The organism is Streptomyces sp. MMCC 100, from assembly GCF_041538145.2.
GTDB lineage: Bacteria > Actinomycetota > Actinomycetes > Streptomycetales > Streptomycetaceae > Streptomyces.
On record NZ_JBGORK020000001.1, the window covers coordinates 1,779,434 to 1,802,728 of the forward strand.

A 23,295-nucleotide genomic window follows, 5' to 3' on the forward strand; every position below is an offset into this window, starting at 1 on the left:
GGCCGTCCTCGGTGCTGACCGACGTCATGAGCGCAGCTCCTTGCCCGTCAGCTCCAGGCTGTGTCTTCCCGGGGGGCGACCCCCGGGCCCCCGGCCGTCCTCGGTGCTGACCGACGTCATGAGCGCAGCTCCTTGCCCGTCAGCTCCAGGCTGTGTCTTCCCGGGGGGCGACCCCCGGGCCCCCGGCCGTCCTCGGTGCTGACCGACGTCATGAGCGCAACTCCTTGCCCGTCAGCTCCAGAAAAACGTCCTCCAACGTGTGCCGCTCCACCGAGATGCGGTCCGGCATCACCCCGTGCTGGGCGCACCAGGAGGTCACCGTCGCGAGCAGCTGCGGGTCGACCTTGCCGTTCACCCGGTAGGAGCCCGGGGTCAGCTCGGCGGCCGAGGAGTCCGGGGGCAGCGCCTTGAGCAGGGACGCGACGTCCAGTCCCGGCCGGCCCGTGAACCGCAGGGTGTTCTCGGCGCCGCCGCGGCACAGCTCCTCCGGGGAGCCCTGGGCGACGACCCGTCCGGCGTCGACGATGGCGACGTCGTCGGCCAGCTGCTCGGCCTCGTCCATGTGGTGCGTGGTGAGGATCACCGAGACTCCGTCGCCGCGCAGGTCCCGTACGAGGTCCCAGGTGGCGCGGCGGGCCTGCGGGTCGAGGCCGGCGGTCGGTTCGTCGAGGAACACCAGCTCCGGGCGGCCCACCACGGCCATCGCGAGGGCGAGCCGCTGCTGCTGCCCGCCCGAGAGCCTGCGGTACGTGGTGCGGCCGCACGAGCCCAGCCCGAGCCGCTCGATCAGCGCGTCGACGTCCAGCGGGTGGGCGTGCAGCTTCGCCACGTGGCGCAGCATCTCGTCCGCGCGGGCGCCGGAGTAGACGCCGCCGGACTGGAGCATCACGCCGATCCGCGGGCGCAGCTCGGCGCCCTGCCGGACCGGGTCCAGGCCCAGGACACGCACCGTCCCGGAGTCCGGTCTGCGGTATCCCTCACAGGTCTCGACCGTGGTCGTCTTGCCCGCCCCGTTGGGGCCGAGCACTGCGGTGACGCCCGTGCGGGCCACCAGGTCTAGGCCGTTCACCGCGGTCTTCGTGCCGTACCGCTTCACCAGGGCCTGGACCTGGACCACGGGCTCACTTCGCATGGGTCACGAGTCTAGGTAGGCGGACGACCGGCCGGGCGCGGGGGTGTGGAAAACCTCCCGGCACCCGGGACCGGACTCACTCGCGGGGGCGGTGCAGGGGCAGCCACCGCTCGGCGTAGGCGACCGCGTCCGGCAGGGGGAACAGGCGTGCGTCGGCCGCGCCGACCCTGCCGCGCAGGACGGGCCGGTCCCGTTCGAAGTCGTGGCCCAGTTCGTCGAAGCTCTCCGAGGTGATCGACACCTCGGTCACCCGCTCCCACCCCACCGGCCCCGGCCGCCCCACCTCCACCAGCGGGGCAGGGATCCGGTACTCGGCGAGGTGGAAGGCGGTGCACGCGTCGTAGCCCGCGCCGAGCAGCAGGACCCGGGCGGCCAGCCGTTCCAGCGTGGCCAGCGGGCTCCGCTCGCCGAGCCGGCAGTCGGTCGCGTGGCCCGAGACCACCTCGGCGGCGCGGGCGCCGAGGGCCGCGAAGGAGGTCTGCGGATGGGCGCTGCGCCGGGCGCCGGGCCAGGTGCGCACCGTCTCCGGGACCACCCCGACACCGCGTGAGGGCGTGATCAGGGGGTCGTAGGCGGGCGTGGCCGCGCGCACGGTCTCCCACCACTCCTCGGGCACCGGCGGGCTGGTCCACAGGGCCGGGTCCGAGAGGTCGCCGGTCTGGGTCGGGACCACCAGGGTGCCGCTCGGACCGAGGACGTCGAGGAGCGCCTGGACGACCGCGACGGGACCTCCGCAGACCCAGCCGAGCGAGCTGAGGGAGGAGTGCACGAGGAGGGTGTCGCCGGTCCGCACACCCAGTTGGCGCAGCCCGGCGGCGAGCGTGCCGCGGGTGACGAGTGGGCCGGTCGGAGGGGGTGTGGGCATGCGGGGGAGTGTCCCGGAAGGCGGGTGCGGACGCCAGTGGATTGCCCCGCGGCTGATCGATCAAAGATCGTTTCCGCAGGTCACCTTAGGTATGCCTAAGTGACGCAGGGCACCGTCCGATGATCCGGACGCGGCTTGCCCGCCCCGGAGGAATTACGCAACAATGGCGTTGTGAAAAACGTCGGTGAGGTTCCGCAGGAGGAACTCGCGACCGGTGAGCGGTCCACCCGCAACCGCGTCGCGCGCTCCATCCTGGACCACGGGCCGTCGACCGTCGCCGAGCTCGCCGGACGCCTGGGCCTGACCCAGGCCGCCGTCCGGCGTCACCTCGACGCCCTGGTCGCCGACGACGTGGTCGAGGCCCGCGAGCAGCGGGTCTACGGCGCGCGCACGCGCGGGCGGCCCGCCAAGGTCTTCGCGCTCACCGACTGCGGCCGGGACGCCTTCGACCAGTCGTACGACAAGCTGGCCGCCGACGCCCTGCGCTGGATCGCCGAGCAGGAGGGCGGGGAGCAGGCGATCGCCGCCTTCGCCCGCGCCAGGATCGCCACCCAGTCGGCCGCGTACCGCAAGGCCGTCGAGTCCGTCCCCGCCGAAAAACGCGCGGAAGCGCTGGCCAGGGCCCTGACCAAGGACGGGTACGCTGCTACCGCGCGGAGCGCGCCCCACCCCCAGCAGGGCGAGCAGCTGTGCCAGCACCACTGCCCGGTCGCCCACGTCGCGGAGCAGTTTCCGCAGCTGTGCGAGGCGGAGACGGAATTTTTCGCCGAGCTGCTCGGTACGCATGTACAGCGGCTCGCGACCATCGCGCACGGCGACGGCGTCTGCACCACGTTCATTCCGAAGACTTCGCACGCGCCACCCACGGCGCGCGCGCCCAAGAACACCGCTCACGCATCTGCAAGCACGGCCGGGAGGAACCCCGCATGACTCTCCCCACGGAGACTGCTCACCCTGAGCTCGAGGGCCTGGGCAAGTACGAATACGGCTGGGCCGACTCCGACACGGCCGGCGCCTCTGCCAAGCGCGGCATCAACGAGGACGTCGTCCGCGACATCTCCGCGAAGAAGAACGAGCCGGAGTGGATGACCAAGCTCCGCCTCAAGGGCCTGCGCCTCTTCGAGAAGAAGCCGATGCCGAACTGGGGCTCGGACCTGTCGGGGATCGACTTCGACAACATCAAGTACTTCGTGCGCTCCACGGAGAAGCAGGCGGAGTCCTGGGAGGACCTGCCCGAGGACATCAAGAACACGTACGACAAGCTCGGCATCCCCGAGGCGGAGAAGCAGCGCCTGGTCGCCGGTGTCGCCGCGCAGTACGAGTCCGAGGTCGTCTACCACCAGATCCGCGAGGACCTGGAGGAGCAGGGCGTCATCTTCCTGGACACCGACACGGCCCTCAAGGAGCACCCGGAGCTCTTCAAGGAGTACTTCGGCACCGTCATCCCCGTCGGTGACAACAAGTTCGCGTCGCTGAACAGCGCCGTGTGGTCCGGCGGCTCCTTCATCTACGTGCCGAAGGGCGTGCACGTCGAGATCCCGCTCCAGGCCTACTTCCGTATCAACACGGAGAACATGGGCCAGTTCGAGCGGACCCTGATCATCGTCGACGAGGGTGCCTACGTGCACTACGTCGAGGGCTGCACCGCGCCGATCTACAAGTCGGACTCGCTGCACTCCGCGGTCGTCGAGATCATCGTCAAGAAGAACGCCCGCTGCCGCTACACGACCATCCAGAACTGGTCGAACAACGTCTACAACCTGGTCACCAAGCGCGCCGTGGCGTACGAGGGCGCGACCATGGAGTGGATCGACGGCAACATCGGCTCCAAAGTGACGATGAAGTACCCGGCCGTCTACCTGATGGGCGAGCACGCCAAGGGCGAGACCCTGTCCATCGCCTTCGCGGGCGAGGGCCAGCACCAGGACGCCGGCTCCAAGATGGTCCACATGGCGCCGAACACCTCCTCCAACATCGTGTCGAAGTCCGTGGCGCGCGGCGGCGGCCGCACCTCCTACCGCGGCCTCGTCGAGATCGGCGAGGGCGCCCACGGCTCCAAGTCGAACGTGCTGTGCGACGCGCTGCTCGTCGACACCATCTCCCGCTCCGACACGTACCCCTACGTGGACGTCCGCGAGGACGACGTGTCCATGGGCCACGAGGCGACCGTCTCCAAGGTCTCCGAGGACCAGCTCTTCTACCTGATGAGCCGCGGTCTGAGCGAGTTCGAGGCGATGGCGATGATCGTGCGCGGCTTCGTCGAGCCGATCGCCAAGGAGCTGCCCATGGAGTACGCCCTCGAGCTCAACCGGCTGATCGAGCTGCAGATGGAGGGCGCGGTCGGCTGACCGCCGCCCCCACAGCAGTCACCAGATTCAGGAACGTAGGAAGAGAGCAGACCGACAGCCATGGCTGAGGCTCAGAACATCCCCGTGGGGTCCACCACCGCGGGCCAGATCGCGGTGGCCGCCGAGTCGACCGTCGCCACGCGCATGAGCGCACCCGCGTCCTTCGACGTGGCGGACTTCCCGGTCCCCCACGGCCGCGAGGAGGAGTGGCGGTTCACCCCGCTGGAGCGGCTGCGCGGGCTGCACGACGGCACCGCCGTCGCCACCGGCGACGGCGTGAAGGTCGACATCGACGCGCCCGAGGGCGTCGTCGTCGAGACCGTCGGCCGCGACGACGCGCGCATCGGCCGGGCCGGCACCCCCGTGGACCGGGTCGCCGCCCAGGCCTACTCGGCGTTCGAGAAGGCCGGCGTGATCACCGTCCCCAAGGAGACGGTCCTCACCGAGCCGATCCGCATCGCCGTGCACGGCGAGGGCGGCACCGCCTACGCCCACCAGGTCGTGGAGCTGGGCGCCTTCGCCGAGGCCGTGGTCGTCATCGACCACACCGGTGACGCGGTGCTCGCCGCCAACGTCGACTACGTCCTGGGCGACGGCGCCAAGCTGACCGTCGTCTCCGTCCAGGACTGGGACGACAAGGCCGTGCACGTCGGCCAGCACAACGCACTCGTCGGCCGCGACGCGACCTTCAAGTCCTTCGTCGTCACCTTCGGCGGCGACCTGGTCCGGCTGCACCCGCGCGTGGCCTACGCCGGCCCCGGCGGCGAGGCCGAGCTGTTCGGCCTGTACTTCACCGACGCCGGCCAGCACCAGGAGCACCGCCTCCTGGTCGACCACAACGTCCCGCACTGCAAGTCCAACGTCGTCTACAAGGGCGCGCTCCAGGGCGACGACGCGCACGCGGTCTGGATCGGCGACGTGCTCATCGAGGCCGCGGCCGAGGGCACCGACACCTACGAGATGAACCGCAACCTCGTCCTCACCGACGGCGCGCGGGTCGATTCGGTGCCGAACCTGGAGATCGAGACCGGCGAGATCGTCGGTGCCGGTCACGCCTCCGCCACCGGCCGCTTCGACGACGAGCAGCTCTTCTACCTGATGGCGCGCGGCATCCCCGAGCTCGACGCCCGCCGCCTGGTGGTCCACGGCTTCTTCGCCGAGCTGGTCCAGCAGATCGGCGTCGCGGACATCCAGGAGCGCCTGCTCACCAAGATCGCGGAGGAGCTGGAGGCGTCGGTCGCATGACCTTCGTACGCGTCTGTGGAGCGGACGAGCTGGAGGAGGACACCCCGAAGCGGGTGGAACTCGACGGCACGCCGATCTCCGTCGTGCGGACCGAGGGCGAGGTCTTCGCGATCAACGACATCTGCTCGCACGCGAACGTCTCCCTGTCCGAGGGCGAGGTCGACGACTGCCACATCGAGTGCTGGCTGCACGGCTCGCGCTTCGACCTCCGTTCCGGCAAGCCCGACAGTCTTCCGGCGACGCGCCCCGTCCCCGTATACCCCGTAAAGATCGAAGGGGACGACGTGCTCGTCTCCCTCACCCAGGAGTCCTGAGGCACCCATGGCAACGCTTGAAATCCGAGACCTGCACGTCACCGTCGAGGCCGACAACGCCACGAAGGAGATCCTCAAGGGCGTCGACCTCACCGTGAAGCAGGGCGAGACGCACGCCATCATGGGCCCCAACGGCTCCGGCAAGTCGACCCTCGCCTACTCGCTGGCCGGTCACCCCAAGTACACGATCACCGGCGGCACCGTCACCCTCGACGGCGAGGACGTCCTGGAGATGTCCGTCGACGAGCGTGCCCGCGCCGGCCTCTTCCTCGCCATGCAGTACCCGGTCGAGGTCCCCGGCGTCTCCGTCTCCAACTTCCTGCGCACCTCCGCCACCGCCGTCCGCGGCGAGGCCCCCAAGCTGCGGCACTGGGTCAAGGAGGTCAAGGAGGCCATGGAGCGCCTCAACATGGACCCCGCCTTCGCCGAGCGCAACGTCAACGAGGGCTTCTCCGGCGGTGAGAAGAAGCGCCACGAGATCCTCCAGCTCGAGCTGCTCAAGCCGAAGATCGCGGTCCTCGACGAGACCGACTCCGGCCTGGACGTCGACGCCCTGCGCGTCGTCTCCGAGGGCGTCAACCGCGTCCGCGAGACCGGCGAGGTCGGCACCCTGCTGATCACGCACTACACGCGCATCCTGCGCTACATCAAGCCCGACCACGTCCACGTCTTCGCCAACGGCCGCATCGCCGAGTCCGGCGGCGCCGAGCTGGCCGACAAGCTGGAGGCCGAGGGCTACGAGGCATACACGAAGGGCGGCGCATCCGAGTGACACAGCTGCCGGGCCTCCTCGACACCGAGGCGATCCGCAAGGACTTCCCCATCCTGGACCGCCAGGTCCACGACGGGCACAAGCTCGTGTACCTGGACAACGCGGCGACCAGCCAGAAGCCGCGGCAGGTGCTGGACGCGCTCAGCGAGTACTACGAGCGCTACAACGCCAACGTCCACCGCGGCGTGCACGTCCTCGCCGAGGAGGCCACGGCGCTGTACGAGGGCGCGCGTGACAAGGTCGCGGAGTTCATCAACGCGCCCTCGCGCGACGAGGTGATCTTCACCAAGAACGCCTCGGAGTCCCTCAACCTCGTCGCGAACATGCTGGGCTGGGCCGACGAGCCCTACCGCGTGGACCACGAGACCGAGATCGTCATCACGGAGATGGAGCACCACTCCAACATCGTGCCGTGGCAGCTGCTGGCGCAGCGCACCGGCGCGAAGCTCCGCTGGTTCGGTCTCACCGACGACGGCCGCCTGGACCTGTCCAACATCGACGAGGTCATCACCGAGAAGACGAAGATCGTCTCCTTCGTGCTGGTCTCCAACATCCTGGGCACCCAGAACCCGGTCGAGGCGATCGTGCGCCGCGCCCAGGAGGTCGGCGCGCTCGTGTGCGTCGACGCCTCCCAGGCCGCGCCGCACATGCCACTGGACGTACAGGCCCTCCAGGCCGACTTCGTGGCCTTCACCGGCCACAAGATGTGCGGCCCGACCGGCATCGGCGTGCTGTGGGGGCGCCAGGAGCTCCTTGAGGACCTCCCGCCGTTCCTCGGCGGCGGCGAGATGATCGAGACCGTCTCGATGCACTCCTCCACCTACGCCCCGGCCCCGCACAAGTTCGAGGCGGGCACGCCCCCCATCGCGGGAGCGGTCGGTCTGGGCGCGGCGATCGACTACTTGAACTCGATCGGCATGGACAGGATCCTCGCCCACGAGCACGCGCTGACCGAGTACGCCGTCAAGCGCCTGCTCGAGGTCCCGGACCTGCGCATCATCGGCCCCACCACGGCCGAGGAGCGCGGCGCGGCGATCTCCTTCACGCTGGGGGACATCCACCCGCACGACGTGGGCCAGGTCCTCGACGAGCAGGGCATCGCGGTCCGGGTCGGCCACCACTGCGCCCGCCCCGTCTGCCTGCGCTACGGAATTCCTGCGACCACACGAGCGTCGTTCTATCTGTACTCCACGCCGGCCGAGATCGACGCACTGGTCGACGGCCTGGAGCACGTACGGAACTTCTTCGGCTGACGGGACGAGCGAAGAGCATGAAGCTGGACTCCATGTACCAGGAAGTCATCCTGGACCACTACAAGAACCCGCACGGACGGGGCTTGCGGGATGGCGACGCCGAGGTCCACCACGTCAACCCCACCTGCGGGGACGAGATCACGCTCCGCGTGAAGTACGACGGCACGACGATCAGCGACGTCAGCTACGAGGGGCAGGGCTGCTCCATCAGCCAGGCCAGCGCCTCCGTGCTGAACGACCTGCTGGTCGGCAAGGATCTGGCCCAGGCGCAGCGGATCCAGGAGACCTTCCTGGATCTGATGCAGTCCAAGGGCAAGGTCGAGCCGGACGACGCCATGGAGGAGGTCCTGGAGGACGCGGTCGCGTTCGCCGGGGTCTCGAAGTACCCGGCCCGGGTCAAGTGCGCCCTGCTGAGCTGGATGGCCTGGAAGGACGCGACGGCCCAGGCACTGGACGGCGCCGACGCCGAGAAGGAGACGACGGCATGAGCGAGACCCTCGAGATGAAGCCGGCCTCGGAGGAGGAACTCCGCGAGGCCCTGATGGACGTCGTGGACCCCGAGCTGGGCATCGACGTCGTCAACCTCGGCCTGATCTACGGCATCCACGTCGACGACGCGAACATCGCCACCATCGACATGACCCTGACCTCGGCGGCCTGTCCGCTGACCGACGTGATCGAGGACCAGGCCAAGTCCGCCACCGACGGTCTGGTCAGCGAGCTGCGCATCAACTGGGTCTGGATGCCGCCGTGGGGCCCCGACAAGATCACGGACGACGGCCGCGAGCAGCTGCGCGCGCTCGGGTTCAACGTCTGAGACCCACCGGCAGCACCGCTTCGGAGAACGGCGGCACCCCTCGGGTGTCGCCGTTCCCGTGTCCGCGCCCACCCTCGTTATGTACGCTCGTACACATGGGATATCTGCTCCTGGCCGGAGCCATCGCCGCCGAGGTCGCCGGCACCACCGCCATGAAGTACAGCGAGGGCTTCAGCAGGCTGGTGCCCTCCCTGCTGACGGCGCTCGGGTACCTGCTCTCCTTCTCGCTGCTCGCCCAGACCCTGAAGGTCCTCTCCATGGGCACCGCCTACGCGATCTGGGCCGGGGTGGGCACGGCCGCCATCGCCGCCATCGGGATGGCCTTCATGGGCGAGGGGATGACGGCGACCAAGGCCGCCGGCATCGCGCTGATCATCATCGGCGTCGTCGTCCTCAACCTGGGCGGAGCCCACTGATGCCCCGCCGCCACGACCCGGAGCGCCGCCAGCGCCTCATCGACGCCGCGATCAGGGTCGTCGGACGTGCGGGCATCGCCGGCCTCAGCCACCGCACCGTCGCCGCCGAGGCGGACGTGCCGCTCGGCTCCACGACGTACCACTTCGCCACCCTCGACGACCTCATGGTCGCCGCCCTGCGCCAGGCCAACGAGGGCTTCGCCAAGGTCGTAGCCGCCCACCCGGCCCTCTCCGACCCCGAGGCCGACCTGCCCGCCGAACTGGCCCGCGTCCTCGGCGAATGGCTCGGCGGCGACCGCACCGGCGTGGAGCTGGAGTACGAGCTGTACCTCGCCGCCCTGCGCCGCCCCGCGCTGCGCCCGGTCGCCGCCGAGTGGGCCGAGGGCGTGGGCGCCCTGCTCGCCGCCCGCACGGACCCCACCACGGCCCGCGCCCTGGTCGCCGTACTGGACGGCATCTGCCTCCAGGTGCTGCTCACGGACACGCCGTACAACGAGGAGTACGCGCGGGAGGTGCTGGCCCGGCTGGTCCCCGCGCCCGGCACCCGAGACGGCCGGGGTCCCGGCTCGCTTCCACCGGCGACCGCCGGTTAGGTTGCCCTCATGACCGACACGACTGCTCCCCGCACCACCGGCGCCGTGGCCGCCGGCCTCGCCACGATCGCCGCCGACGGCACCGTCCTCGACACCTGGTTCCCGGCCCCCGAACTGTCCGCGGAGCCGGGCCCGTCCGGCACCGAGCGCCTCACCGCCGAACAGGCCGCCGAACTCCTGGGCGGCGGCGCCACCGCCGCGGTCGGTCCGGACGCCCGCCGCGGCGTCGAGGTGGTCGCGGTCCGCACGGTCATCTCCTCGCTGGACGAGAAGCCGGTCGACACGCACGACGTCTACCTGCGTCTGCACCTGCTCTCCCACCGCCTGGTCAAGCCGCACGGCCAGAGCCTGGACGGCATCTTCGCCCACCTCGCCAACGTCGCCTGGACCTCGCTCGGCCCCGTCGCCGTCGACGACCTCGAGAAGGTCCGCCTCAACGCCCGCGCCGAGGGCCTGCACCTCCAGGTCACCTCGATCGACAAGTTCCCCCGCATGACGGACTACGTCGCCCCCAAGGGCGTCCGCATCGCCGACGCCGACCGCGTCCGCCTCGGCGCGCACCTCTCCGAGGGCACCACGGTCATGCACGAGGGCTTCGTCAACTTCAACGCCGGCACGCTCGGCACCTCGATGGTCGAGGGCCGCATCTCCGCGGGCGTCGTCGTCGGCGACGGCTCCGACATCGGCGGCGGCGCCTCCACCATGGGCACCCTCTCCGGCGGCGGCAACGTCCGCATCACCATCGGCGAGCGCTGCCTGGTCGGCGCCGAGGCGGGCGTCGGCATCGCGCTCGGTGACGAGTGCGTGGTCGAGGCCGGCCTCTACGTCACCGCGGGCACCCGCGTCACGATGCCCGACGGCCAGGTCGTCAAGGCCCGCGAACTCTCCGGCGCCTCCAACATCCTCTTCCGCCGCAACTCGGTCACCGGCACGGTCGAGGCCCGCCCGAACAACGCGGTCTGGGGCGGCCTGAACGAGGTCCTGCACAGCCACAACTGAGTCGAAGCCGACGCAGGTTCGCCGAGCGCCCTTTCCGTCTGTCGCGGGGAGGGCGCTCAGGTGCCCGTGGGGGCGGCCTTCTCCTGTTGCCGGCGGACGATCTCCGTGATCCAGACGGGGGCGTACGGGGAGGTGCAGCCCGGGGGAGTGGGGTAGTCCTTCAGGACTCCGAGGCGCTCGCCGACGGCGATGGCGCGGGTGCGGTGTTCGGGGTGGTCGATGCCGATCTGGGCCAGGCAGTGGTTCATCGCCCACTGCAGGCGGTCCGGGGCGTCCTTCATCTCGGACTCGACGGTGTCCAGCAGGCCCGCGAGGTCCAGACCCGCCGGCTTCTTCGCCACGCGTTCGGTGGTCAGTGCCCAGCCGGCACTCGCGACCACGGGGTCCGGATCGGCGGTCCAGGCCACGCGCAGTTCCTCGGCGTGCGGGTTCTTCTTCACCACGTAGGTGACGAGCCAGTCGTGCACCTTGGGGGTGCGGGCCTCGCGCAGCATGGTGTCCAGCTCGTCGCGGTCGTAGGACTTCGGGCGGCAGACCAGGATGCCCAGCAACCGTGCGGCGGTGTCGTCCGTCGCCCAGAGCCGGCGCGCCAGTTCCGGCTGTGTCTTCAGGCGCTTCGCGAGTGCGCGCAGCTTGGTGAGGTTCGCCCCGTGGTCGTCGCCGTGCTTCTCGTTCACGGCCCGGACCTTCGGGTCCTCGAGCCCGGCCAGCTCGGCCATCACCTCGGCCACCGTCGGCCCGGCCGGCTCGGTCGGCGTCTTCTCCGGCACCTCGGCCGCCTCCTGTCGCCCTGTCGGTCAGCTGCGGGGCTCAGCCTACGGCGCTCACCGTTTCAGGGCCCGGTACCGCTTCAGCAGGGCGGTGATGCGGGCCTGGTCGGCCGCGCCGTTCAGCTCGGTCAGGAGGTCGTCGGGGCACAGTTCGTAGAGGTCGCCCCACCAGCGGCGGCCCTTGCTGTCCCATATGCGGTATCCGCCCGGGACGCCCCGCGCCACGTAGCGTCTTCTGCTCATCGCGGGCAACCGTAACCCGCACGTACGGATGACTGCCCGTGACTTACCGGTGGTCTTGGCGGATGAACGGGTGGACGCGGAGTCCGATCAGACGTCGATCCGACGAAACGAGGGGCCTGGGATGACGAACGAGCGGGTGGGGGCCGTGGCGCGTCGGCTGGCCGGGGCGGGCGCCGCGGTGCTGGTGTGCTGGCTGCCGGTGGGGGCCGCGGGGACCGCGCACGCCGACGAGACGACGACCGGTTCGCACAACGGCCCCCGCGTGGGCCTCCTCAACGTCCACGTCGGGCAGATCGACGACCCGGCGGAGGACGTACTGGAGCACACCCTGCTGCTCGGCGACGGCTACGCCTGGAACTGACCGGCGCCGGCGGTCAGTTCCTCGTAGGCCGCCAGCAGACCGGCCGTGGTCTCCGGGGCCGCGGGCCGCAACGGTGCGCGGACCGGGCCCGCCGGCAGGCCCAGCGTGCCGAGGAGCGCCTTCGCGGTGACCGTGCCGGGCAGGCCGGCCGCCATCATCGACTCGATGAGCGGGACCGCCCGTCGCTGGAGCAGCGCGGCCCGCGCGGTGTCGCCCGCGTCGAAGGCGTCCAGGACGGTCCGGAACAGGCCCGGCACGACATTGGCGACGGTGCTGACACAGCCGGCCGCGCCGATCGCGTACAGGGCGAGGACCTGTTCGTCACAGCCCGCGTAGTACGCCAGGCCGGTGCGGGACAGCACCTTCTGGGTGCCGAGGAGGTCGTACGAGCAGTCCTTGACGGCGACGATCCGCGGGTGCTCGGCCAGGCGGACCAGGGTGTCGGGTTCGATGCGGGTGCCGGTGCGGCCCGGGATGTCGTAGAGCATCACCGGCAGGCCGCTCGCGTCGGCGACCTCGCGGAAGTGCTCCTCCAGGGCGTCCTGCGGGGGCCTGCTGTAGTACGGCGCGACCACCAGCAGTCCGTCCGCGCCGGCCTTCTCGGCGGCCAGGGCCAGTTCCACGGTGTGCCGGGTGTCCGCGGTACCGACCCCGGCGACGAGCGCCGCACGGTCCCCGACGGCCTCCCGGACCGCCGTCACCAGTGCCGCCTTCTCGGCGTCCGTGGTGGTCGACGACTCGCCCGTGGTGCCGGACAGCACGAGGCCGTCGCAGCCCCGCGAGACCAGCCGGTCGGCAAGGCGCCGGGCACCGTCGAGGTCGAGCGTGCCGGACTCGGTGAAGGGCGTGACCATGGCGCACAGGGTGCGGCGGAAGGGGGCGCGGCGGTCTTCGTCTGTCGTCATGGAAGTAGTGTCGGCAACCTGATGGTGTAGCTCCACTTAATTCTCCTACGAGATATCTGTAAGTGGTACTTCAATCGGTGGGCGGGTGCGGTGCGGGTGCGGGTAGTGCCGCTCGGGCCGGGGTACCCGGGGTGCTCCGAACCGAGAGGAGGCGGGAACACCGTGACCGGAACCATGCACACCAGGCCGGTGCGCGACGAGCAGCACTCCGTGGGCGAACTCGTCGGGCAGGCCACCGAACAGCTCTCGCGGCTCGTGCGGCAGGAAGTGGCCCTCGCCAAGATGGAACTGGCCGAGAAGGGCAAACGTGCCGGGCGCGGCGGCGGGATGCTCGGTGCCGCGGGCGCCATCGCCTACGTGGGCCTGTTCGCCCTGGCCGGCACGGCCGCCGCCGCGCTCTCGCTGGTACTGCCCGTCTGGGCCGCGGCGCTCATCGTGACGGCGGCGCTCTTCGTGATCGCCGGCGTCCTGGCCATGACCGGTCGCGCCCAGCTCCGCCGGGCCGTGCCACCCAAGCCCGAGGAGACCCTCGGCAGCGTCAGGGCCGACGTGGACCAGATCAGGGAAAGGGCACATCGATGACCGACGCGACGAGCCGGGACGGTACGAGGAGCGGCTCCACCGCGCAGCCGGTCGGCGGGGCCAAGGGCCCCGACGAGCTGCGGCAGCAGATCGAACAGACCCGCGGACAGCTCGGCGACACCGTCGAGGAACTGGCGGGCAAGGCCGACGTGAAGGGCCGCGCCAAGGCCCGTGCCGCCGACCTGAAGGACAAGGCCGGCGCCATGAGCGTGCAACTGCGCAGCTCCGCCGCGCACGCCGGGCACGCCGTACAGGACAAGGCGGGCCGGGCCGGTCACACCGCGCACGACAAGGCGGACCGGGCCCGGAACACCGCGGAGCGGCACGCGCCGCCGGGACGGGCGCGGGGCGCGGTGCACGCGGGGCTCGGGCATCCGCGCGCCGTGCTGGTCGCCGGGGCGGCGGCGGGCGTGGTGGTCGCGGCGAGCCTCGTGCGGCGCCGTCACCACGGGCACTGCTGAGAGCGCCGCCGGGAACGCGGTGTGGCGAGGGGCTCCGGACGGGGCCCCTCGCCACGTACATCCAGCCGGTGCCGGAAGGGACTTGACCTCAACTTTGGCCGAGGTCGGAGGGTGGTGGGTGCACTCACCGTGCACCGTGCACCCGACGACCACCGATCACCGGAGGCCGGCACGACTCGCCGCACCGACGCCCGTCCCCAGCTCCTCCGCCCCGACGTCCTGGCCCCCTTCTTCCACCGCGGACCGGTTACGGACGGAACCGCAGCACCTGCGGGTCGTGGTCGCTGATCTGGTCGTGGAACTCGGCGTTGACGTGCACGCTGTCGTAGGACAGGTGGCCGCGGCGGACCGATGGGCTGACCAGGATCTGGTCCAGGACCTGGCTGTTGCCCTGGTACACGTACGAGTAACGCTCGCTCCTCGGCAGCGACTTCACCGCCGACCACAGGGCGCCGTCGTCCTCCAGGATGCGGGCGGTCTGCGAGAACTCGAAGTCGTTGATGTCGCCGAGGGCGACGACGTCCGCGTTCTTCTGGGTGGCCAGGATCTCCTTGACGAAGGTGTTCACCACCTTCGCCTGGGCGTGGCGCTGGGTCTCCGAGCTGCGCGACGGCGGCTGGTACTGCGCCGCCAGACCCTGGTCGCCGCCCTTGGAGTTGAAGTGGTTGGCGATGACGAAGACCGTCCGGCCGCGGAAGACGAACTCGCCCGCCAGCGGCTTGCGGCTGTCCTCCCAGGCCGGGTCCGCCGGGTCGACCCGCCCGGGGGAGAGGGTCAGCGCCGCCTTGCCGCGCACCTTCCGCACGCCGGTCGCCGTGGTGGCGTCACCGCCCGCCCGGTCGGTGAAGGAGACCCGCTCCGGGTTGAACAGGAACGCCTGGCGGATGTTGCCGCCGGGCTCGCCGCCGTCCGCCTTGTCGACCGGGTCGATGCCGCGCCAGTCGTAGCGCGGGCCGCCGGCCGCGACGATCGCGTCGATCAGCTTGCCGACCGTCGCCTCGGCCGTCACCGTGCCGTCGTCCGTGGCGCCGTTGTCGTCCTGGATCTCCTCCAGGGACACGATGTCGGGCGACTTCAGGTGGTGCACGATCGCGTCGGCGTGCGCGGCGAAGGTGCCGTCCGACGGGTCGAGGTTCTCCACGTTGTACGTCGCCACCGCCAGTTCGCGCGCGCTCTGACGGCGCGTCGACTCGCGCTCCGTGCCGCCCCGCTCCAGGGTGCCGATCTCGCTCGCGACCAGCGTGTAGCCGCCGTACTGGTTGTAGTCCAGCGGACCGGCGGTGGTGCCGGCGAGCGTGTCGCCCACGTCGGCGGCGGGGAAGTCGGCCGGCTTGCCCAGCGACTGGATCTGCAGCCGGCCGGTGTTCTGGTCGTCGTAGGAGCCGTAGACCGTGCCGCCGCGGCGGTTGGCGTTCTCCCGGGGGTTCACCGTGACCCACAGCTCGGTGTACGGGTCCGAGGCGCCGACCACGCGGGTGTCGGAGACCCGGACGTTCATGCCCTCCAGGGACTCGTAGTAGTCCAGGGCGTACTTCGCGGGCTTCAGCGGCAGGGCGTTGACCGACCCGTTCGCGCTCCCGTCGCCCTCGGGGGCGTACGCGCGCGGCACGGAGCGGGCGGAGACGGTCGTCGCTGCCGGGAGCGCGTTGCCGCTCGAGACGACGGTGACCGTCGGGCGGGTGATCTCGGTCAGCGACTGGTTCCCCGAGGAGGTACCGCCGGGCACGTACTCCGAGACCGTGCCGGAGACGGTGACCGCGTCACCGACGGCGACCTGGGGGACCGTGCTCGTGAAGACGAAGACGCCCTCGCTGGTGGCCGGGTCGGCGTCCGGCCGCGGGTCCTGGATCCAGAAGCCCTTGGACGAGCCGTAACCGCGGACACCGGTGACGATTCCGGCCACGTCCGTGACTTGCTTGCCGGCGTACGGGGACAGCCTGGTGGTGCCCTGGATGTCGTGGACGCGCACGGGGTCGGCCGGGGCGGAACCGGCGTGCGCGGGCACGGTGAGGACGACGGTGGACGCCGCCGAGCAGACGGCGGCGACGGTGAGCGCGGCGAGGCGCGCCGAGGACTTGCTGGCCAACGGATCCCTCCGGGGATGTGACGTGGCGCCGGGACGAGGGTGGGGCGGGAGGGACGGCAGCTGCCCGTGGGACCTGAGCGGACGCTTGTCCGCCGGTCCTCCCCCCGCTTTCTACGCGCGTCAATCTCCTGCCTGGCCACGTCAGTTGTCAAGGTTTCGGCCATGTACACCACCCGTCGGGGAGATGAACCGGGCGGCATGGGGCGAAACCCGTCTAGGCTGAGCCGTTGAGCCGTACGCGGTCCGGAGAGCAGTGCCGGACGCAGCCCGGATGCGGCCGTACGGCGGTCGAGAGGCGCGCGAGGAGAAACTTCCGATGTCAGACAGCTCCACCCTGCCGCCCGCACGGCTGCGCCCCGAAGCGGAGCTGGCCCGCGACGCGCTGTCCGCGCCGGTGCTCGCCCGGGCCGCGCGGCTGGCCCGCTGGGCCGGTCCCGGCACCCGCGTCGACGCCGGGGGCGGACTCGTCGAGGAACAGTTGCCCGCGGCGGCCGAGCAGCTCGGACTGAGCGGGGACGACGCCGCCGCCTACGCGAGCGAGGCCTGGCGGATCGCCGTGGACACCGGGCTCGTCGAGATCACCGACGAGGAGGCGGGCACCGTGGCCACGGGCGAGGACCTCGCCCTGCTCACCGGCTCCCCCCAGGACGTGCTCGGCGTCTGGCTCACCGCCCTGGAGGCGGTCCTCGCCGACGCGAGCGTGCCCGACCTCGACGACCTGGTCGACGCGATGGCCGAGGGCGGTGAGGTCGACCTCTCCTCCCTCGACTGGGACCCCGACGCCGAGTCCGAGTTCCTCGACGGCGTGCTCGGCAACCTCTACCTGCTGACCGTCGGCGAGGAAGGCCCCGGCGACGCCCCGGTGCCGCTGCCCGCGCTGGCCGCCTCCGTGATCGTGCCCAGCGACATGGGCGAGCCCAGCAACGAGGTCCTCGAGCAGGTGTCGGACGCGATGATGCGCCTGGACGACCAGTTCCGGCTGCTCGAACCGGTCGGCCTCGTCGAGTACCAGCCGGTCGACGAGGCGCTCATGGCCGACGCCGACGAGGAGCCCGCCACCCCCGTCGACGAGGCCGACGTCACCCGCTACGGCATGGTGCGGCTCACCCCGCTCGGGCTGTACGGACTGCGCGCCCGGCTCCTGGACGCCGGCTTCGATGCCCCCGCCGTCGGCGACCTCGCCGACAAGGGCGCCGACGCGCTGCTCGACGGCACAGCCCCCTTCCCGCCGGCCGCCGCCCACGCCGAGACGGAGCTGTGGCTGGCCGGGCGAAGCCCGCTCGACGCCGCCCGCGAACTGCTGGCGGCGGCCCGCGGCTCCGACACCGGCGCGCCCCTGCGCCGGCTGCGCTGCCAGCAGGCGCTCTCCCTCGTCGGCGCGGAGGCCGAGCCCGCGCTGCGGGAGGTCCTCGACGACGCCGAACTGGGCGGCCTGGCCCGGGTGTGGCTCACCGAGCACGGCGCCCGGGACGTGCCGGCCCCGCCGCAGGAGATGGTCTTCTGGCTGACCATCGACACCGTCGCCGCACAACTCGCCGCCGAGGGCAACTCCGAGGAACTGCGCGCCCTGGTCGAGGGCCTCGCCCGCCAGCACAGCGGGTTCTTCGACACGGTCTGGCGGGTCGAGCACCCCGCCACGCCGGAGGTCCTGGAGGCGATGGGACGGCTGCACCCCGACAAGAAGATCGCCAAGGAGGCCCGCAAGGCGGCGTTCAAGGCACGCTCCCAGCAGGGCGGCTGACGGACGGAGCAGGGCGGGGAGCCCCGGCGACCGCGTCGGCCGACGGAGCAGGGCGGGAGCCCCGCCGACCGCGCCGACCGACGGGCCGGGGAAGGCAGCGGCCTGCGGTCGGGAGTGGCGGGGGCCCGCGGTCGGAGATGGCGGTGGGGTGCGGCGGCCGGGGCGCGATGGTCGGCCTGTGCGGCCGAGAGGAGACGGCTGGCCTGCGGCCGAGAGGAGACGGCTGGTCTGCGACCGAGAGGAGACGGCTGGTCTGCGGCCGAGAGCGGCAGGGGGCCTGCGGTCGGAGGTGGCAGTGGGGTGCGGCGGCCGGGGCGCGATGCCGGCCCGCAAGCGGGCAACGCGGTCGGTCGGCGGGCGGGGAGCGCGGCCGGTCCGCAAGCGCGAGCAGATCGGTCGGCGGGCGGGGAGCGCGGCAGGTCCGCAAGCGGGAGCCGATCGGTCCGCGGGCGGGAGGCGTCTTCGCCAGTTCAACTTCCGTTCAGGAACCGGCGGGACTTCTGTTCAGGCACGGGCGGAACCGTGACGCCGGACCGAGGTCCGCCACCCTCCACGGCCCGCCCACCGTCACAGGAGACACCATGTCGCTCACCCGCAGAGACTTTGCCGGCCGATCCGCGCTCACCGGCGCCGGGGTCGTGCTGGCGGGCAGCGTCGGCGCCCTCGCCACCGCCCCGAACGCCCTCGCGTCCACGGACACCGACAGCGTGGGGGAGGAGCACGGTCACGGGCACGACGGGCACCACGACCACGGCGGGGTCGGCTACGGGCCGCTGATTCCCGACCCGGACGGCATCCTCGCCCTGCCCGCCGGCTTCCGCTACGAGATCATCACCTACTCCGGCCGGACCAAGCTGGAGACCGGCGAGTACACCCCGTCCAACCACGACGGGACCGCCACCTTCGACGGCCCGCGCGGTACCACCCTCCTCGTCAACAACCACGAACTCGGCGGCCACCGCGACGACTGGCCGCACCCCGTGCCGCTCACCGAGGGCCTCGTCTACGACCCGGCCGCGGCCGGTGGCTGCACGGTCGTCGAGGTCCGCCGCGGCGGCCACGTCGCCGAGTGGGTCGGCATCGCCGGCACCGCCACCAACTGCGCGGGCGGCAGCACCCCGTGGGGCACCTGGCTGACCTGCGAGGAGACCGAGGACAAGGCCGGCAAGAACGGCATGACCAAGGACCACGGCTACGTCTTCGAGGTCGACCCCGAGGACCGCCGCGCCAACCGCGACCCCAAGCCGATCAAGGCGCTCGGCCGCTACGCGCACGAGGCCGTCGTCATCGATCCCAAGCGCGGCCACGCCTACCTCACCGAGGACGCCTCCGGCCCCAACGGTCTGCTCTACCGCTGGACGCCGCCCGAGCACTTCAGGCACGGCCGCGGCCGGCTGCGCGCCCTCGCTGACGATGCCGGGGTCCTCCAGGCCTTCAAGTGCTTCGACTCCGGCGGCAAGTTCGTCGACGACCTCTCCCGCGCCACGAAGACCGGCACCGTCTACGGCGTCGACTGGGTCGACGTCCCCGACCGGGATGCGAAGACCACCTCCGTGCGCAAGCAGTTCGCCGCCGGTGAGGTCACCCGCGCGCGCAAGCTGGAGGGCATGTGGTGGGCCGACGGCGGCACTTACATCGTCTCCTCCTACGCCCGTGACGAGAGCCCCGGCCGCCCGCACGACGGCCAGGTCTGGTTCTACGACCCCAAGCGCCGCACCCTGACGCTGAAGGTCCTGCTCGGCGTCAACGCCGACCCGTCCGCCGACGGCGCCTTCGACGGCCCCGACAACATCACCGTCTCCCCGTACGGCGGCCTGGTCATCGCCGAGGACGGCGAGGGCGTCCAGCACCTGTTCGGCGCCACCGACAGCGGGCGCACCTACCCCATCGCCCGCAACGAACTGAACCTGGGCACCGAGGACGACCCCGAATACAGCGAGTTCACCGGCGTCACCTTCTCGCCCGACGGCCGGACCCTCTACGCCAACATCCAGACGCCGGGCATCATGCTGGCGATTACGGGGCCCTGGAAGCGGCAACGTCGTTAACACGCTCTATCCCCCGGACGAGTGGTCCGTTCAGGTTGGGACACATCATCTCCCCTTGTCGAAATAGCGTTCCTGTGTCGTGTGCACGGACGCTCGGCAAGGGGAGAGGCGATGGAACGGGCGAGGCGGCAAGGGGTGGCCGGAGAAGCGCCGGTGTGGTTGCCGGACGGTTCCGTGAGAACCCTTGAGGAGGTGGTTGAGCGCCGACTGCCCGTGTTGTCCTACGACAAGGCATGGGACACGAGGCCAGTACGCTACGGCCCGCATCAGGGTTGTCGTGACCACTCCGTCGGCGAAGTGGTGCCGGTCGAGCCCAGCTCCATCACCTCCGGGGAGTTGGAAGAGACGCTGAACATCCGGTTCGTGTCCGGACGTGTCGTGCAGGTGGCCCCTGGCCAGGAGTGGGTGACACAACGCCGAAGGGGCCGCCAGGCATGGGAGTGGAAGCGGTCAGACGCCCTTGTTCCGGGCGACCGGATCCCGCTCGCATTGACGGCCGGACGTTTCGGGAGGCAGGGAAACTCGGACGAGGGCTACTTCGTGGGTGCCATGCTCGGCGATGGTGGAATGACGTCCTGTACGCCCGAATTCCATGGTGATCCCGCAGACGGTGCGGTGTCGTTCATGCGTACGCTGGCCGCGGAGTACGGGTGCGGTGTGCGTGAAATCCCCTCGGGAAGCATTGTGCGTCTGAGGTTCCCGTACCTTTCGGGGCGGCACAATCCTCTGACTCAATGCCTTCGGAGTTTCGGTGTGTGGGGTCAGGGCTGTGCGGAGAAGCACCTCCCTGATGGGCCGTACAGCCGCGACTTCTGGATCGGGTGTCTCTCCGGGCTGATCGACACGGACGGCCATGTGCGTGAAAGGCGCAATCCCAAGGGCACCATTCATGGTTCGGTCGAGTATGCCACCGTCTCACCAGTGCTGGCCAGGCAGGTCGCCGATGCACTCCTTCGGCTGGGCATCACCAGTAGACACCGTGTGTTCGAGAGGCGCTCCGAGGCTGCACGTTGGGTCAACGGCCACCGCCTCGTCGGACGGCGCCCGATTCACATCATTGACGTCTCTCGCGCCACGGCGGTGGTGCGTCTTGCGCACCTACTGTGCCTTCGTATCGGGTACAAGGCGACCAGGTTGGAAGGGATCGCGCATGCGGTTGGACATGTCGAGCCCGCTCGAAGTGACATGCACGGATACGACGAGGGCGTCGCTTTGGACAGAGTCACCAGCGTCGAGCCGGCCGGCAGGAATCGCGTCTTCAGCCTTGGCGTGGGGCCCGCCTCCCTGTTCATCGTGAACGGCCTGGTGACGGGAGCGTCGGAGGATTCCTGAGCCTCTTCGACCACAAGGCTCGACAGGTGGCGACGGCTGCGGTGGCTGTCTCGGATAGGCTGGACGGAAGGATACCGCCGGGCAGGAGACGGGAATGGCGCAGGTCAGGCCCATGCGGGCGGATGCCCGTCGTAACCGTGAGCGGCTGCTGGCGGTGGCGGCGGAGGCGTTCGCCGAGCACGGTGAGGGCGCCTCCCTGGACGACATCGCCCGGCGCGCGGGGGTGGGTGTCGGCACCCTCTACCGGCACTTCCCGACGCGGCAGGCGCTGCTGGAGGCCGCCTACCTGGAGCGCCTCGAGGCGATCGCGGCCCGTGCCGACGTGATCGCGGCCGCGCGGCCGCCGGGCGCGGCGCTCCTGGCGTGGCTCGACGAGCTGGCCGTCGGGATGCTCCAGGTGCGCGGGCTGAAGGCGCTGCTGGGTACGGCCGTCACGGGCGGCGGCCCCGCGTGCGGCGACTGTGTGCGCGGCGCGGCGACCCGGCTGGTGCGGGCCGCGCAGGAGGCCGGTGCGCTGCGGCGGGACGTCGAGCCCGTCGAGGTGCTGCGGCTGCTGCACGGGGTGGTGACGGCGGCCGAGGCGGCCGACGAGGTGGACGGGACGGCCGTACGGCGGTACCTGGCGCTGCTCATGGAGGGACTGGCGAGGTCGTAGGGGCCGCCCGGCAGGACGGGCGGCCCCCTCGGGTCGGTGTCCGGTCGTCTACAGCGCCTGCGCGGCCGGCTTCACCATGCCGCGGACCGTGCGGGACTTGACGAAGTCGCCCATGGCGGTCATCTCCCACTCGCCGGAGTACTGGCGGATCAGCTTCGCCATCATCACGCCGGTCTGCGGCTCGGCACTGGTGAGGTCGAAGCGGACCAGCTCCTCGCCGGTGGCGGCGTCCAGCAGGCGGCAGTAGGCCTTGGCGACCTCCGTGAACTTCTGGCCCGAGAAGGAGTTCACCGTGAAGACCAGGCCGCTGACCTCCTGCGGGAGCCGGCCGAGGTCGACGACGATCACCTCGTCGTCTCCGCCGCCCTCACCGGTGAGGTTGTCGCCGGAGTGCTTGATCGCGCCGTTGACGATCGAGAGCTTGCCGAAGTAGCAGCTGTCGATGTGGTTGCGCTGCGGGCCGTAGGCGATGACCGACGCGTCCAGGTCGATGTCCTTGCCGCGGTACGCCGGCTCCCAGCCGAGGCCCATCTTGACCTGGGAGAGCATCGGCCGGCCGCCCTTGACGAGGGACACGGTCTGGTTCTTCTGGAGGCTGACCCGGCCCTTGTCGAGGTTGATCTTGCCGGTGCCCGGGGCAGGGGCAGGGGCAGGCGGTGCGGCGGGCGGGGCAGGCGGTGCGGCGGGCATCGTGGGCGCGGCGGCGGGCGGGGGCGGCGGCGTGACCGCCTGGGGCTGCGGCGGGGTCGCCGGCTGGGCCGGTGCCGCCGGTTCCTCCACCGTGACGCCGAAGTCCGTCGCGATGCCGGCCAGGCCGTTGGCGTAGCCCTGGCCCACCGCGCGGGCTTTCCAGGCGCCGTTGCGCAGGTAGACCTCGACGATCACCAGGGCGGTCTCGGTGCCGAGCTGCGGGGGCGTGAAGGTGGCGAGCACGGAGTTGTCGTCCGCGTTGCGGATCGTGGCGGTCGGCTCGATGCCCTGGAAGGTCTGGCCGGCGGCGTCCGGGCTGGCGGTGACGACGATCTTCTCGATGCCCGGCGGTACGGCGGAGGTGTCGACCGTGATCGCGTCCGGGGCGCTGCCGCCGCCGGAGCGGTAGGTCACGCCCTGGCCGGTGGGCTGGTTGTAGAAGATGAAGTCGTCGTCGGAGCGCACCTTGCCGTCGGCGGTGAGCAGCAGGCCCGATACGTCGAGCCGCACGGGCGCGGCGACGTCCACCGTCACGCGGGCGGCGGAGAGGGGGATGTTCGAGCCGGGGGTCATAGCTGTCATGCCGGGTGAACGAGCGAGGGCGTTTTACCGTTCCCTTACCCGGGGGCCAATCGGGTCGGGGGCGGTGGGGGCGGCGTTCTCAGGG

25 protein-coding genes are annotated in these 23,295 nt (G+C 71.2%); 18 read left to right on the forward strand and 7 right to left on the reverse strand.

The annotated features are described in order from the left end of the window. Positions 1–208 precede the first annotated feature (208 nt). Both ABS735_RS08115 and ABS735_RS08120 read right to left on the reverse strand, forming a co-directional pair. Positions 209–1,132 (reverse strand): ABC transporter ATP-binding protein, encoded by a 924-nt coding sequence (locus ABS735_RS08115; protein WP_373902187.1) that lies wholly within the window; start codon positions 1,130–1,132, stop codon positions 209–211. A 76-nt stretch (positions 1,133–1,208) separates the two neighbouring features. Beyond that, positions 1,209–1,997, reverse strand: a complete 789-nt coding sequence (locus ABS735_RS08120) for an AAC(3) family N-acetyltransferase (RefSeq protein WP_373902188.1) — start codon at positions 1,995–1,997, stop codon at positions 1,209–1,211. Between the two features lie 171 nt (positions 1,998–2,168). Between ABS735_RS08120 and ABS735_RS08125 the strand changes: the two genes are divergently transcribed. The 11 genes from ABS735_RS08125 to dapD all read left to right on the forward strand — a co-directional run bounded on the left by ABS735_RS08125 (position 2,169) and on the right by dapD (position 10,754). Further along, the gene (locus tag ABS735_RS08125) at positions 2,169–2,927 is read left to right on the forward strand and encodes a helix-turn-helix transcriptional regulator (RefSeq protein ID WP_373902189.1); all 759 of its coding nucleotides are present in this window, start codon (positions 2,169–2,171) and stop codon (positions 2,925–2,927) included. After that, on the forward strand, positions 2,924–4,345 hold the full coding sequence (gene sufB / locus ABS735_RS08130) for a Fe-S cluster assembly protein SufB (RefSeq protein ID WP_003976894.1): 1,422 nt from the start codon (positions 2,924–2,926) through the stop codon (positions 4,343–4,345). The genes ABS735_RS08125 and sufB overlap by 4 nt, the downstream gene beginning before the upstream one ends. Positions 4,346–4,405: 60 nt before the next feature. Continuing rightward, on the forward strand, positions 4,406–5,590 hold the full coding sequence (sufD, locus tag ABS735_RS08135; RefSeq protein ID WP_373902190.1) for a Fe-S cluster assembly protein SufD: 1,185 nt from the start codon (positions 4,406–4,408) through the stop codon (positions 5,588–5,590). Beyond that, positions 5,587–5,904: a non-heme iron oxygenase ferredoxin subunit gene (locus ABS735_RS08140; protein ID WP_052841896.1), complete on the forward strand. Its 318-nt coding sequence runs from the start codon at positions 5,587–5,589 to the stop codon at positions 5,902–5,904. The genes sufD and ABS735_RS08140 overlap by 4 nt, the downstream gene beginning before the upstream one ends. A gap of 7 nt (positions 5,905–5,911) precedes the next feature. Beyond that, positions 5,912–6,676, forward strand: a complete 765-nt coding sequence (gene sufC / locus ABS735_RS08145; protein WP_373902191.1) for a Fe-S cluster assembly ATPase SufC — start codon at positions 5,912–5,914, stop codon at positions 6,674–6,676. Continuing rightward, positions 6,673–7,929: a cysteine desulfurase gene (locus tag ABS735_RS08150; RefSeq protein WP_373902192.1), complete on the forward strand. Its 1,257-nt coding sequence runs from the start codon at positions 6,673–6,675 to the stop codon at positions 7,927–7,929. Before sufC ends, ABS735_RS08150 begins: the two co-directional genes overlap by 4 nt. A gap of 17 nt (positions 7,930–7,946) precedes the next feature. Then, positions 7,947–8,417: a Fe-S cluster assembly sulfur transfer protein SufU gene (gene sufU / locus ABS735_RS08155; protein WP_373902193.1), complete on the forward strand. Its 471-nt coding sequence runs from the start codon at positions 7,947–7,949 to the stop codon at positions 8,415–8,417. Then, positions 8,414–8,746, forward strand: coding sequence for a metal-sulfur cluster assembly factor (locus ABS735_RS08160; protein ID WP_059301801.1), 333 nt, complete (start codon positions 8,414–8,416; stop codon positions 8,744–8,746). The genes sufU and ABS735_RS08160 overlap by 4 nt, the downstream gene beginning before the upstream one ends. Before the next feature lie 95 nt (positions 8,747–8,841). After that, on the forward strand, positions 8,842–9,162 hold the full coding sequence (locus tag ABS735_RS08165) for a DMT family transporter (protein WP_373902194.1): 321 nt from the start codon (positions 8,842–8,844) through the stop codon (positions 9,160–9,162). Continuing rightward, positions 9,162–9,755 (forward strand): TetR/AcrR family transcriptional regulator, encoded by a 594-nt coding sequence (locus ABS735_RS08170; protein WP_373902195.1) that lies wholly within the window; start codon positions 9,162–9,164, stop codon positions 9,753–9,755. Before ABS735_RS08165 ends, ABS735_RS08170 begins: the two co-directional genes overlap by 1 nt. Positions 9,756–9,764: 9 nt before the next feature. Further along, the gene (gene dapD, locus ABS735_RS08175; protein WP_373902196.1) at positions 9,765–10,754 is read left to right on the forward strand and encodes a 2,3,4,5-tetrahydropyridine-2,6-dicarboxylate N-succinyltransferase; all 990 of its coding nucleotides are present in this window, start codon (positions 9,765–9,767) and stop codon (positions 10,752–10,754) included. A 56-nt stretch (positions 10,755–10,810) separates the two neighbouring features. Here the strand turns inward: dapD and ABS735_RS08180 are convergent, their stop codons facing one another. Beyond that, a complete protein-coding gene (locus ABS735_RS08180) occupies positions 10,811–11,473 on the reverse strand; it encodes a DNA alkylation repair protein (RefSeq protein WP_373902333.1) in 663 nt (220 codons plus the stop codon). Between the two features lie 105 nt (positions 11,474–11,578). Beyond that, a complete protein-coding gene (locus ABS735_RS08185; protein ID WP_373902197.1) occupies positions 11,579–11,767 on the reverse strand; it encodes a hypothetical protein in 189 nt (62 codons plus the stop codon). A gap of 121 nt (positions 11,768–11,888) precedes the next feature. Between ABS735_RS08185 and ABS735_RS08190 the strand changes: the two genes are divergently transcribed. Beyond that, positions 11,889–12,128 (forward strand): hypothetical protein, encoded by a 240-nt coding sequence (locus ABS735_RS08190; RefSeq protein ID WP_373902198.1) that lies wholly within the window; start codon positions 11,889–11,891, stop codon positions 12,126–12,128. Here ABS735_RS08190 and dapA read toward each other — a convergent pair. Beyond that, positions 12,113–13,033, reverse strand: coding sequence for a 4-hydroxy-tetrahydrodipicolinate synthase (dapA, locus tag ABS735_RS08195; RefSeq protein WP_373902199.1), 921 nt, complete (start codon positions 13,031–13,033; stop codon positions 12,113–12,115). The genes ABS735_RS08190 and dapA overlap by 16 nt on opposite strands. A 162-nt stretch (positions 13,034–13,195) precedes the next feature. Between dapA and ABS735_RS08200 the strand changes: the two genes are divergently transcribed. Both ABS735_RS08200 and ABS735_RS08205 read left to right on the forward strand, forming a co-directional pair. After that, the gene (locus tag ABS735_RS08200; RefSeq protein ID WP_226030390.1) at positions 13,196–13,615 is read left to right on the forward strand and encodes a phage holin family protein; all 420 of its coding nucleotides are present in this window, start codon (positions 13,196–13,198) and stop codon (positions 13,613–13,615) included. Further along, positions 13,612–14,076, forward strand: coding sequence for a DUF3618 domain-containing protein (locus ABS735_RS08205; protein ID WP_373902200.1), 465 nt, complete (start codon positions 13,612–13,614; stop codon positions 14,074–14,076). Before ABS735_RS08200 ends, ABS735_RS08205 begins: the two co-directional genes overlap by 4 nt. A gap of 247 nt (positions 14,077–14,323) precedes the next feature. Here ABS735_RS08205 and ABS735_RS08210 read toward each other — a convergent pair whose 3' ends face one another. Beyond that, complete coding sequence (locus ABS735_RS08210; protein WP_373902201.1) at positions 14,324–16,162, reverse strand: endonuclease/exonuclease/phosphatase family protein; 1,839 nt, start codon at positions 16,160–16,162, stop codon at positions 14,324–14,326. A gap of 316 nt (positions 16,163–16,478) precedes the next feature. Here ABS735_RS08210 and ABS735_RS08215 point away from each other — a divergent pair, with 316 nt between their 5' ends. The 4 genes from ABS735_RS08215 (at position 16,479) to ABS735_RS08230 (ending at position 21,938) form a co-directional block, all read left to right on the forward strand. After that, the gene (locus tag ABS735_RS08215; RefSeq protein WP_373902202.1) at positions 16,479–17,903 is read left to right on the forward strand and encodes a hypothetical protein; all 1,425 of its coding nucleotides are present in this window, start codon (positions 16,479–16,481) and stop codon (positions 17,901–17,903) included. A 581-nt stretch (positions 17,904–18,484) separates the two neighbouring features. Then, complete coding sequence (locus tag ABS735_RS08220; protein ID WP_373902203.1) at positions 18,485–19,951, forward strand: PhoX family protein; 1,467 nt, start codon at positions 18,485–18,487, stop codon at positions 19,949–19,951. Positions 19,952–20,062: 111 nt separating this feature from the next. Then, on the forward strand, positions 20,063–21,283 hold the full coding sequence (locus ABS735_RS08225; RefSeq protein WP_373902204.1) for an LAGLIDADG family homing endonuclease: 1,221 nt from the start codon (positions 20,063–20,065) through the stop codon (positions 21,281–21,283). Between the two features lie 94 nt (positions 21,284–21,377). Then, entirely contained in the window at positions 21,378–21,938 is a 561-nt protein-coding gene (locus ABS735_RS08230; protein ID WP_373902205.1) for a TetR/AcrR family transcriptional regulator, read from the forward strand. Between the two features lie 48 nt (positions 21,939–21,986). Here ABS735_RS08230 and ABS735_RS08235 read toward each other — a convergent pair whose 3' ends face one another. Continuing rightward, positions 21,987–23,201 carry a TerD family protein gene (locus tag ABS735_RS08235; RefSeq protein WP_373902334.1) on the reverse strand — a complete coding sequence of 405 codons (1,215 nt, stop codon included), beginning with the start codon at positions 23,199–23,201 and terminating at the stop codon, positions 21,987–21,989. Positions 23,202–23,295 lie beyond the last annotated feature (94 nt).